Consider the following 11,873-nt stretch of genomic DNA (forward strand, 5'->3'; position numbering starts at 1 on the left):
GGCAGTCATTGACGTGCTGGTCATAGGCTCGAAGGAGCGGAGCACCAGTTAACTGGGAAGTTCATGTGCACGTGCTCGACGACCCCGACGGTCTGTCACCAAGGGCTCAGGCGTTCCTGTGCCGCGCCGGGACCCGGCAGCCGGATCAGCCTCGACTGCTGACCGACCTTATGCAAGTGCCGGACCGGTCGGGACGGCTGATTGCGGCACCTCTTGAGTTGACCGTTAGGAGGGAAGGCTTCGCCGCTCGTTTCGGCGGGTTGCGCTACGACGTGCGCCGCAGCGTCCGCATTGGCGACGAGCGCCTCGACACCCTCCGCCGCTGGCAATTCGACCTGCTCGACATGGTTCGGGCGGAGCGCAGGGGATGGTCATTTGCGTGGTACGGCGAGCGCGTGTCGTCACCCGTGCTCTACCTCGCGCACACTGACGGCCGATTCGGGGTGAGCGCGGACGGTGCCTTCCTGGAGGTCTGTCCCTCGATCAATCACCTGATCGAGGGACACGCGCTCATGGACGAGCTGTACGACTGGGAGCCTGTGCCGCCCAGTTCGCTGGAGGCGTGGGTCCCCAGCGATATGACCAATGCACACCTTGGCGAGCTCCTCGCCGCACTGCCGCCTGTCCCAGAGACATCGGGACCGTGTGATCGATGGTGGCGCTCCGACGAAGTCGCTATCCGTCTGTTCCAGGGATGGACCGGTAGTCAACCGCGCCCCACCTGGGTCATGATCTGGAGCCGGAACGGCCAGATTTGATGAGCCGGCGACAGTACGCGCTTGATTCGACAGCGGACTTCCGCAACCCCGTCCGCTCACGCCGCTGGTCGGGGGTTCAGTCTGAGGAGCTGTCGCTGGAATGATGTTGCCGTGGCTGACCAGCGAGCAAGTGTCGAACTGCTGGGCAACGACGCCTTGGAGCAGTCGGCGGTGGTGGCCAACTGCACCATGAACCGCGAGCGGCAGCTGTCCGGGGTCAACAGCTACACCCGGGAGCTGGGGTTCAACCCTCTCGACGTTCTCGCCGCCGGTTTTGTCGGCGCCGGCCGGGCCGAACCTTCGGCAGCCGCCGGCTGGTTGGATCTGTGCTGTGGCACTGGTCGGGCGCTGATCCAGGCCGCCGGGGAGCTGCGCCTGGCAGGGCTGACCGAGCGGACAGTCCTCGTCGGGGTCGACCTGGTCGACGCCTTCGATCCCGTACCGGCACCGCCCCTGAACCTGGAGCTGATCTGCGCCTCCGTCGCCAACTGGGCACCAACGCGGACGTTCGACATGATCACCTGTCTGCACGGACTGCACTATCTCGGCGACAAGCTCGCCGTCCTGACCCGGGCGGCCGGCTGGCTAACTCCCACCGGCCGGCTCGTGGCCGACCTGGACCTGTCCAGCATCCGGCTTCCTGACGGGCGACCCGCGCCTCACCGCCCGACTCCGCGCCGCCGGGTTTCCTACAACCCCCGTCGCCGCCGGATCAGTTGCTGTGCCCGGAGGCCCTGGCTGAGCGGCTGCTATCGGGGATCTACGTGCCCGGCGCCAAGACCGGCATTCGGGCGGTCGCCGGATCCGCCGGGCACGATCACGGCGAGGACGACGTCCGCCCGCGCCCGTGTGGTGTCCGGCTGCGGCGCCTGTCCGCAGACGGGCGCCGCGGGTCAGGTAGCGCGATGGTGGCGGATAGCCGCCGGGCGGTCGCCTGCTTTCAGTGCGCTACCGCCGGGCGGCGGCGGCCCGCTGGCGTGCCGATTCGTACAGCACGACAGTCGCGGCGGTCGCCGCGTTCAGGGAGCTGGCGGACCCGAACATGGGGATCCGGACGAGCTGGTCGCATGCCTCGCGCCAGCCGGAGCTGAGGCCGGTGGTCTCGTTGCCGATCAACGTCAGGGTGGGTTGTGTGAAGTCGTACTCGGCGGCGTCCAGGATGCCGCGCTCATCGGTTCCCATGATGCCGATGCCGATGCCGTTGGCGCGGACGTCAGCGACCCAGGACAGAACGGCCTGGTGGGAGGGCACCCGGACCACAGGCAAGGCGAACAGCGAGCCGGTGCTCGCCCGGACCGCCTTCGGGTCGTACACGTCGGCGGCGTGGCCGGTGACGATGACGCCGCCGGCACCGAAGGCGTCCGCCGACCGAACGAGGGTCCCGATATTGCCGGGGCTGGTGGGCCGATCGAACACGACGGTGAGCATGGTCGGACCGACCGGGATACGGCGCAGGTTGTCCTCCGGCAGCGCGACCACGGCCAGCAGCTCTGGAACCGTGTCTGCCTTACCTCCCAGTTCGTGCATCAGTTCACGCGAGACGGCGAACTTCTCGGCCCGGACTGTGTCCAGGGCCTCGCATGCCCAGCCGGACAGCTGAGCGCTGGTGTCGTAGAGCAGCTCCCGGATCTGCCAGCCGTGTTCGACGGCCATGGTGATCGGACGCACGCCCTGCACGAGGAACTCGCCGCGTCGCTGCCGCTTGGTCCGATTGCCGAGGAGAGCTTTCCATTGCTGGAACCGCGCATTGCGGCCACTCACTCGCAGAACCACTACCAACCCCGCCTCCGTCGCACGTAGCCCGCCCATGCCCTGCCTGCCACACTTCACCGGTCTCGGGGCGCTGTGCTGGATGCCGGCCGGGATCCGCCACGTACGCCTTCTTCCGGCACCGCACTGACGACGGCAACCTCACCGGCGCCGCGCCTTGGACCTGACCCTGGCTCCCCGAGGTTCCCGACAAGACCTTCGGCCAGGCGCTCAGGAACGGACGGAGCAAGTCGCCCCGGCGCGGCGGTCGGTGCCGTCCCCGTCCGGACCGAGGGCGTCCTGTCCGAGGCCCCGACGGATCGCGATCTCTACGGGCGAGTACGCGCCGTCGGCCCGCTCCAGTTCGTACGGTGCGGCTGGCATCAGCGGCGGTTGGGCCATGAAGCGAGGCCGCGCTCCGTGGTGCGGTTGCGCCGCGTGCACCAGGAATGGATGGCACAGGAAGACGTCGCCCGGAGATCCGGTGGCGAGGGCGATCGGCCGGTGCTCGGACGCCGCCACCAGGTCGGGCGCAAGGGCCAGTCCGCTCGCTCCGTCCTCCCCGTACTTCTCCAGCACCTTCGGCACGTCGAGGTGTGAGCCGACCCGGATCCGGGTCGGGGCGTCCTTCTCACCGACCTCACTGAACAGGAACAGCATCAGCAGTGCCCGGCCCCGGGAGCGCACATTGGTGAAGTACCAGCTCTCGCCCTCCGGCAGATAGCTGCCCTCGATGTGCCAGCCCGCGTCGTCCGGCTCCTCTTCGTGCGGGAAGCGCAGCGGGAACGTGCCCAGCGAGTAGCGCGGCTCCCAGCGTCCCGCGCCGACGAGCAGGTCGTACGCGTGATGGAGGAACGGGGAGTTGGGAGCGGCGGCGAACGGCCCCTGCGCCATGCCGGGCACCCAGCGCACGGGCTGCGTCCACGTCGCTGGATCGTCCGGGTCGCAGCCCGTCTCCCGCCACAGCAGCCCCGCGCAGTCCGCTGCCACGCGCGGCGCGACGGCGCCCTCCAGCTTCACGAAGCCGTCGCGAAGAAAGCGGGATACCAAGGTCGTGTCATCCATGCCCCCATCGTGCGGCGGCGCCGGTCTCGATCACCCGACATTCTCCGCGCCGCTTTTGTCGGGTGCCCACCGGTGCGCTGCGACCAAGGTTGACGTCGGACGGGGCTTGACGATCTCGGCACTTCGTCTGACCGTCGAAGGGAGCGAACACGTGGACACCCGCATCGTCGACCATCCCGAGTTCCGGCTCGTGGGGCACGCGGCCCGCGTTCGGCTGGTCCGTCAAGGCATCAACCCGCACATCCAGCGGCACGTCACCGCACTGCCGAGGGAGGAGCACCTGCGCTTGAAGGCTCTCGGCAACACTGAGCCGAGCGGCCTGCTCGCGGTCAGCGACGACCTTGACCCCGACTACGCCGAGGGCAGCGAGCTGACCTACCTTCACGGGGTCGCCGTGTCCCCGGGTACGCCGGTCCCCGGCGGCCTCGACATCATCGAAGTTCCGGCCGGCAGATGGGTGGTCATCCGGACCACGGGGCCGCATCCGCAGACCCTGCAGAAGGCCTGGGCCACGGCCGCAGCCGCGTGGTTCCCGTCCAACCCGTGGCGTTTGCGGCCAGGTCCGGAAATCGTCGCGGTGTTTGAGCCTACGAACGACTTCAGCACCGCGACCTGTGAACTCTGGCTGCCCGTCGAACCGGCGTGACGATCTGGCGAGCATCCAGACAGCATCAGGGGTCCGGCCCGGCGGCCAACAGGATGGCCCGGCCGCGGCAAACGAGCGCGAAGATCCGGATCTGCCGCCGATTGGGCGTTGGCATTCGTTGATCAGGTCGGACGGGGTTGCCTAGCCGGTTGCAGACGGTGGGCCGACATGCCTTCGTCTGATGTGTCAGGATTCCGCTGTGGCAGTGATCGAGGTGGTCATGGGTGACATCACGCGGGAGAACGTGGACGTCATCGTCACCGCCGCGAATGAGTCCCTTCTGGGCGGCGGTGGTGTCGACGGCGCGGTCCACCGCGCTGCCGGACCTCGTCTGGCCCAGGCTGGGGGTGCGGTCGGCCCTTGTGATCCGGGTGACGCGATGGCGACCCCGGCGTTCGACCTCGACCCACCGGTGCGGCACGTCATCCACACCGTCGGGCCGGTCTGGGAAGGCGGCGGCCACGGTGAAGCCGAGGTTCTGGCCTCCTGCTACCGCAGGAGCCTGCAGATCGCCGATGAACTCGACGCCCGGATCGTGGCCTTCCCCGCGATCGCGACCGGCGTGTATGGGTTCCCTCCCGACCAGGCCGCCCGGATCGCCGTAGCGACGATCAGGTCCGCACCGACGAACGTTCAACGGGTACGACTCGTCGCATTCGACGAAGAAGCCCGAAAGCACCTACAGGCCGCGATGGCAGCCACAGGCTGAGCCGTCCGGATCTGCCGCGACCCGCGCTCTCGCCGAGCTACACAACCTCGTCGGCTGGGTGGCGCACGATCTCGACGATCACGACATGGCGCGCCGGCACCTCACCCAGAGCCTCGTCCTGGCCCGGTGGACTGCCTGCTGCCGCTGCTGGTTAACACGCTGTATCGCCTCGGGCGGGTCAGTCTGCACCAGGAGCAGCCGGCCGAAGCGCTTCAGCTGTTCGGCCTTGGGCAGCTCGCGGCGCAGCAAGTACCCGCCGTCGAGCAGCTCAGTAGCCAGCTGGACCGAACGTCGTGTGCTGGCCGGGGCCATCCACGGATACCGAGGCTTCGGTCAGTGGGCCGGAGTGGCCGCCAGGGCCGTCGAGATGGCCCGCAGCACCGCGGCCTGCTGGTCGGCCAGGAAGAAGTGGCCGCCGGGGTAGACCTTCAGGTCGAACGGGCCGGTGGTGTGGGTCGACCAGGCGCGGGCCTCGTCGACCGTGGTCTTCGGGTCGTTGTCGCCGGTGAAGGCGGTGATCGGGCAGCTCAGCGGTGGCCCGGGCCGGTAGGCGTACGTCTCGGCGGCCCGGTAGTCGCTGCGGATGGCCGGCAGCGCGGCGCGCAGCAGCTCCTGGTCGCCGAGGATGGCGGCGTTGGTGCCGCTCAGCTTGCGCACGTCCGCCAGCAGGCCCTCGTCGTTGAGCAGGTGCACCGTCTCGTCCCGGGGGCAGGACGGCGCGCGGCGGCCGGAGGCGAACAGGTGGGCGGCCGAACCGCCGTCCCGCTCGATCAGCCGGGCCAGCTCGAAGCCGACGCTCGCACCCATGCTGTGACCGAAGATCGCCACCGGCTCGTCGAGCCACGGCCGCAGCACGGAGTGAACCTCCCGGGCCAACTCGTGGATGTCGTCGATGCACTTCTCCTGGCGCCGGTCCTGCCGCCCCGGATACTGGATCGACAGCACCTCCACTGTGGGGGAGAGGCTGCGGGACACGGGGAAGTAGAAACTGGCCGAGCCGCCGGCGTGGGGCAGGCACACCAGCCGCCTGGTGCCGCTCGGCGCCGGGTGGAAGCGTCGCACCCACAGGCCGTTGTCGGTGTCTGGAGTGGTCATCCTTCTGTGGTCCTTCCGGCGGTGAGATCGCTGACCCGATCGGCACGGACCCGGTCGAGGCGACGCTAATGCGACGGACCGGGGCCGGCCACCCCTAGCTGCCGCTACGCACGGTTAGGGGTTGTCCCACCTTACGCGCACCCAATAACTTCTCCCCGCAGATGGGGATCCTCGTGGCTCTCGGCCGAGCGAGCCGAACGACAGATACAGGTGTCGCCTGAGAACGACTGCGCATTCGTACCGTCGCCTACGTCGAGGCTCCGCCGTGCATCGCGATGGGCTGGGTTGATGGACACCGAAGACAAGCTCCGGGAGTACCTGAAGAGAGTCACCGCCGATCTGCGGCGAACCCGGCAACGCCTACGCGATGTCGAGGCCGAGGCGCAGCAGCCGATCGCCATCGTCGGCATCGGGTGCCGGTTCCCCGGCGGGGTGCGCTCGGCCGAACAGCTCTGGGACCTCGTCGCCGCAGGCGGCGACGCGATCACCTCGTTTCCCGCCGACCGGGGCTGGGACCTCGGGACGCTGTACGACCCCGAGCGCTCCCGGCAGGGCACCTCCTCCGTCCGGGAGGGAGGCTTCCTCCCCGACGCCGCCGAGTTCGACGCCCGGCTGTTCGGGGTGTCGCCCCGCGAGGCCCTCGCGATGGACCCGCAGCAGCGCCTGCTGCTGGAGACGTCCTGGGAGGCCGTCGAGTCGGCGGGTATCGATCCCACCAGCCTCAAGGGCGGCCGGGTCGGCGTCTTCGCCGGCATGACCCACAGCGGGTACGCCCAGCCGCCCGACGCGCCGCCCGCCGGAGTGGTGGACTACCTCGGCCTCGGGAACGTGGGCAGCATCGCCTCCGGCCGGGTGGCGTACACGTTCGGCTTCGAGGGACCGGCGGTGACGCTCGACACCGCCTGCTCGTCCTCCCTCGTCGCGCTGCACCTCGCGGTGCGGGCGCTGCGTTCCGGGGAGTGCGACCTGGCGCTCGCCGGCGGCGTGACGGTCATGCCGACCCCGGCGGTGTTCGTCGACTTCTCCCGGCAGGGCAACCTCTCCCCGGTGGCCCGGTGCCGGGCCTTCGCCGAGGCCGCCGACGGCACGGCGCTCGCCGAGGGCGTCGGCGTACTGCTCGTGCAGCGGTTGTCGGACGCGCGGCGGGAGGGCCGGCGGATCCTCGCGGTGGTGCGGGCCACGGCCGTGAACCAGGACGGCGCGTCGAACGGGCTCACCGCGCCGAATGGTCCGTCGCAGCAGCGGGTGATCCGGCAGGCCCTCGACAGCGCAGGGCTGTCCCCGGGGGACGTGGATGTGGTGGAGGCGCACGGCACGGGCACCACGCTGGGTGACCCGATCGAGGCGCAGGCCCTGCTGGCGACGTACGGGCAGGGCCGGGACGTTCCGTTGTTGTTGGGGTCGGTGAAGTCGAACATCGGGCACACGCAGGCGGCGGCGGGTGTTGCGGGCATCATCAAGATGATCATGGCGATGCGGCACGGCGTGGTGCCGGCGTCGCTGCATGTCGACGAGCCGTCGTCGCACGTGGACTGGTCGTCGGGCGCGGTGGAGCTGGCGACCCGGGCGAGGCCGTGGCCGGGGGTGGACCGGCCGCGCCGGGCGGGGGTGTCGTCGTTCGGCATCTCCGGCACCAACGCGCACGTGATCCTCGAACAGCCCGAGGACGAGCCCGAGCCCGTGGAGGAGTCGGTCCCGCCGGCGCGGCCGGTTCCCGGGCTGCCGGTGCCGTGGGTGGTGTCGGGTCGTTCCGAGCTGGCGTTGGTGGGTCAGGCGGCGCGGTTGGCGTCGTTCGCGCGGAACCGCTCTGATCTGGTGGCGGTGGATGTGGCGTGGTCGTTGGTGTCGTCGCGGGCGGCGTTGGAGCACCGTGCGGTGGTGTGGGGCGCCGGTGTGGACGAGCTGGTGGCGGGGCTGGACGCGGTGGCGGCCGGTGGATCGGCGTCGGGTGTGGTGTCGTCGGGTCGTCGGGCGGTGTTGTTCACGGGTCAGGGTTCGCAGCGGGTGGGGATGGGTCGGGAGCTGTATGACCGGTTCCCGGTGTTCGCGGTGTCCTTCGACCGGGTGTGCGGGCTGATCGACGCCGAGCTGCCGGGCTCGTTGCGGGACGTGGTGTGGTCCGGCGGGCAGTCGGCCACGCTCGACCGGACGGTGTTCGCGCAGGCGGGGTTGTTCGCGGTGGAGGTGGCGTTGTGGGACCTGCTGCGGTCGTGGGGGGTGCGGGCTGATTTCTTTGCGGGGCATTCGGTCGGTGAGGTGACGGCGGCGTACGCGGCGGGGATGTTGTCGCTGGAGGACGCGTGTGTCCTGGTGGCGGCGCGGGGCCGGCTGATGCAGGCGCTGCCGGCCGGCGGGGGCATGCTCGCGGTGGGCGCGCCCGAGGAACGGGTGCGCGGGCTGATCGACGAGCTGGGCGCGGCCGTCGACGTGGCGGCGGTGAACGGCCCGGCGGCGGTGGTGGTGTCCGGCGCGCTCGACGAGGTCGAGACGGTGGCTGCGGCCTGCCGGGACCGGGAGTGGCGCACCAAGCCCCTCGCCGTGTCGCACGCGTTCCACTCCCGGCTGATGGAGCCGATGCTCGACGGGTTCGCGTCCGTGCTGGCCGGGCTGACCTGGCGGCCACCGGCCGTGCCGATCGTGTCGAACCTGACCGGCGTCGTGGCGGACCCGGCGGAGATCGCCGACCCCGGCTACTGGGTGCGTCACGTCCGGCAGCCGGTGCGGTTCGCCGACGCGGTCCGCTGCCTGCGGGAACAGGACGTCACGCTGTTCCTGGAGGTCGGCCCCGACTCCGTGCTCACCACGATGGCGCGGGACTGCGTCGAGGCGACGGACGACGTCCGGTTCGTCCCCACGATGCGGGCCGGGCGGCCCGAGGTCGACACGATGCTCGCCGCGCTGGCCGACCTGCACGTCGCGGGCGCGCCCGTCGACTGGGCCGCATACCTGACCGGGACGGGGGGCCGTCCCCGGCGGACCGAGTTGCCCACGTACGCCTTCGACCACCAGCGGTACTGGCTGAACACCACCGACCCCGCCGACGTCGGAGCACCCGGCCTCGGCGTACGCGCCGTGGACCACCCGCTGCTCGGCGCCGCCGTCACGGTGGCCGCCGACGACGCCCGGATCTTCGGCACGGAACTGTCCGCCCAGACCCACCCGTGGCTCACCGAACACGTCGTCTGGGACTCCGTGGTGGTCCCCGGCGCCGCCCTGGTCGAGCTGGCGATGCACGCCGGCGCCCGGGCCGGCTGCGACGCGCTGGACGAGCTGACCCTCGAAGCGCCGCTGGTCCTGCCCGAGCAGGGCGCCCGGGCCGTGCAGGTGCACCTCGGACCCGCCGACGACGAGGGTCGCCGGCCGGTCACCGTCCACTCCCGGGCCGCCGAGGACCCCGACGCGCAGTGGACCCGGCACGCCACCGGCTTCGTCGTCCCCGCGCCGCCGGACCGGGCCGACGACCCGTCGCCCTGGCCGCCGGCCGACGCCACGGGCGTCCCCGTCGACTCCGTGTACGCCGAGTTGTCCCGGCTCGGCGTCGAGTACGGCCCGCTGTTCCGGGGCCTCCGGTCGATCCGGCGCGCCGCCGACGAGGTGTACGCCGAGGTGGCGCTGCCCGACGGCACGGAGGTCACCGGATTCGGCGTACACCCGGCGCTGCTGGACGCCGCGCTGCACGTCGTCGGCCTGCTCGACGACGACCTCGACGCGACCGGGGTCCGGCTGCCGTTCGCCTGGACCGGCGTCACCCTCTCGGCGGTCGGCGCGACGGCCCTGCGGGTCCGCGCCCGCCGCAGCGGCGGCGGGGTGACCCTGACCCTCACCGACCCGTCCGGCGCCCGGGTCGCCCGCATCGCCTCGCTGGTGTCCCGCCCGGTCACCGCCGACCAGGTCCGCGCCGCCGGCCCGACCACCGACGCGCTGTTCGACCTCGCCTGGCGGGACGTCCCGCCGGCCGACGCCGCGCCGCGCCGGGCGGTGTTGCTCGGCGTCGGCACGACCGGCCCCGCCGGCCTGCCCCGGTACGGCCTCGGCGAACTGGCCGCGGCGGTGGCCGACGGCCGGCTCGACCCGGACCTGGTGCTGCTGCCCGCGTACCGGGACGACGCGCCCGCCCCGGTCCCGGCCGCCACCCGGGCCCTGCTGGCCGACGTGCTGGCCGCCGTGCAGGGCTGGCTCGCCGACGACCGCCTCGCCGACCGGCGGCTGGTCGTGCTGACCCGCGGCGCCGTCCCCGCCGGCGAACCCGGCCGGGTGACCGACCTCGCCGGCTCGGCGGTGTGGGGCCTGCTCCGCTCGGCGCAGGCCGAACACCCCGACCGCTTCGTCCTCGTCGACGTCGACGTCGACGTCCCGGTCGAGGTGCTGGCCCGCGCCGTGGCCACCGGCGAACCCCAGCTCGCCGCGCGCGGCGACCGGGTGCTGGTGCCCCGGCTCGCGCCCGCCGAGCTCGACCCGGCGCTGGGCGCCGAACTCCACCCCGACGGGACGGTCCTGGTCACCGGCGCGACCGGTGCCCTGGGCGGCCTGCTGGCCCGCCACCTCGTCGCCACCCACAAGGCGCGCCACCTGCTGCTGGTCGGCCGGCGGGGTCCCGCCGCGCCCGGCGCGGCGGAGCTGCTCGCCGACCTGGCCGGGATGGGCGCTCAGGCCCGGCTGGTGGCCGGCGACGTGGCCGACCGGGACACCCTCGCCGCGCTGCTCGCCGCCGTGCCCGCCGAGCACCCGCTCACCGGGGTGGTGCACGCCGCCGGGGTGCTCGACGACGCGGTGGTGTCCGCGTTGACCGCCGACCGGATCGCGACCGTGCTGTCCGCGAAGGCCGACGCCGCCTGGCACCTGCACGAGCTGACCCGGCACCTGGACCTGCCGGTGTTCGTGCTGTTCTCCTCGGTCGCCGGCACCCTCGGCGGCCCGGGGCAGGGCAACTACGCCGCCGCGAACGCGTTCCTCGACGGCCTCGCCCACCACCGTCGGGCCGCCGGTCTCGCCGCGACCTCCCTGGCCTGGGGGCTCTGGGCCGAGGCCAGCGGGATGACCGGGAACCTCGACGCCGCCCAGCGCCAGCGGCTCAGCCGCAACGGCCTCAACCCCCTCGGCACCGGCCAGGCGCTCGCCCTGTTCGACGCCGGCCTGCGCGGCGGCCGACCCCACCTGGTGCCCGCGCTGCTCGACGTCGCCGCGCTGCGCCGCCAGTCCGACACCGGCAACCTGCCCGCGCCGCTGCGGGGGCTGGTCCGCGCTCCCCGCCGGGCGACCGGCGCCACCGGCTCCGGCGGCACCGGGCCGTCCTTCGCCGAGCGGCTCGCCGGCACGCCCGACGCCGACCGCGGGCGGCTCGTCGAGGATCTGGTCAAGGGGCAGGTCATCGAGGTGCTCGGTTACCCGTCGTCGACCGTCATCCCGTCCGGGCAGACGTTCACCGGCCTCGGCTTCGACTCGCTCACCGCCGTCGAGCTGCGCAACCGGCTCACCGCCGCCACCGGCGTCCGGCTGCCCGCCAGCCTGATCTTCGACTGCCCCACCCCGGCGGCCCTGGCGGACTTCCTGCTCGCCGACGTCGCGCCGGCCGGCCCGGCGTCGACGCTGCTGGCCGAACTGGACCGGCTGGAGGCCGCGTTCGCCGCCGCCGGACCCGCCGACCTGGAACGGCTCGCCACCGACGAGGAGACCCGCACCGCCGTCGCGAACCGGCTCAAGGTCCTGGCCACCCGCTGGAGCGACGCCACCGGGGGACCCGGCGACGTCACCCAGGCCATCGACGACGCCTCGGACGACGAACTGTTCGACCTCATCGACCAGAAGTTCGGGCGCTCCTGACCACGAATCCGCCGCTTGCCCATTAGCGACA

Annotated in this window: 7 protein-coding genes and 1 pseudogene; 5 read left to right on the forward strand and 3 right to left on the reverse strand. The window is 72.2% G+C overall.

All coding sequences use genetic code 11. The annotated features are described in order from the left end of the window. The first annotated feature begins 65 nt into the window (after positions 1–65). Both ACH4T9_RS27935 and ACH4T9_RS27940 read left to right on the forward strand, forming a co-directional pair. Entirely contained in the window at positions 66–758 is a 693-nt protein-coding gene (locus ACH4T9_RS27935; protein WP_396686869.1) for a hypothetical protein, read from the forward strand. Between the two features lie 189 nt (positions 759–947). Next, a pseudogene (locus ACH4T9_RS27940) lies at positions 948–1,376 on the forward strand (class I SAM-dependent methyltransferase); the annotation flags it as partial. A gap of 330 nt (positions 1,377–1,706) precedes the next feature. Here the strand turns inward: ACH4T9_RS27940 and ACH4T9_RS27945 are convergent. Next, positions 1,707–2,537, reverse strand: coding sequence for a TrmH family RNA methyltransferase (locus ACH4T9_RS27945; RefSeq protein ID WP_396674169.1), 831 nt, complete (start codon positions 2,535–2,537; stop codon positions 1,707–1,709). Positions 2,538–2,738: 201 nt separating this feature from the next. Continuing rightward, positions 2,739–3,572 (reverse strand): phytanoyl-CoA dioxygenase family protein, encoded by an 834-nt coding sequence (locus tag ACH4T9_RS27950; protein WP_396674155.1) that lies wholly within the window; start codon positions 3,570–3,572, stop codon positions 2,739–2,741. A 151-nt stretch (positions 3,573–3,723) separates the two neighbouring features. On the opposite strand from ACH4T9_RS27950, the gene ACH4T9_RS27955 reads away from it, so the two are divergent. Both ACH4T9_RS27955 and ACH4T9_RS27960 read left to right on the forward strand, forming a co-directional pair. Further along, on the forward strand, positions 3,724–4,218 hold the full coding sequence (locus tag ACH4T9_RS27955; protein WP_396674154.1) for a GyrI-like domain-containing protein: 495 nt from the start codon (positions 3,724–3,726) through the stop codon (positions 4,216–4,218). Between the two features lie 199 nt (positions 4,219–4,417). Then, positions 4,418–4,927 carry an O-acetyl-ADP-ribose deacetylase gene (locus ACH4T9_RS27960; RefSeq protein WP_387026061.1) on the forward strand — a complete coding sequence of 170 codons (510 nt, stop codon included), beginning with the start codon at positions 4,418–4,420 and terminating at the stop codon, positions 4,925–4,927. Positions 4,928–5,260: 333 nt separating this feature from the next. Here the strand turns inward: ACH4T9_RS27960 and ACH4T9_RS27965 are convergent, their stop codons facing one another. Beyond that, the gene (locus tag ACH4T9_RS27965; protein WP_396674153.1) at positions 5,261–6,022 is read right to left on the reverse strand and encodes a thioesterase II family protein; all 762 of its coding nucleotides are present in this window, start codon (positions 6,020–6,022) and stop codon (positions 5,261–5,263) included. Between the two features lie 285 nt (positions 6,023–6,307). Here ACH4T9_RS27965 and ACH4T9_RS27970 point away from each other — a divergent pair, with 285 nt between their 5' ends. Further along, entirely contained in the window at positions 6,308–11,842 is a 5,535-nt protein-coding gene (locus ACH4T9_RS27970) for a type I polyketide synthase (protein WP_396674152.1), read from the forward strand. Positions 11,843–11,873: the final 31 nt, after the last annotated feature.

Origin of the sequence: Micromonospora sp. NPDC020750 (assembly GCF_044334565.1) — a bacterium.
Lineage (GTDB): Bacteria > Actinomycetota > Actinomycetes > Mycobacteriales > Micromonosporaceae > Micromonospora.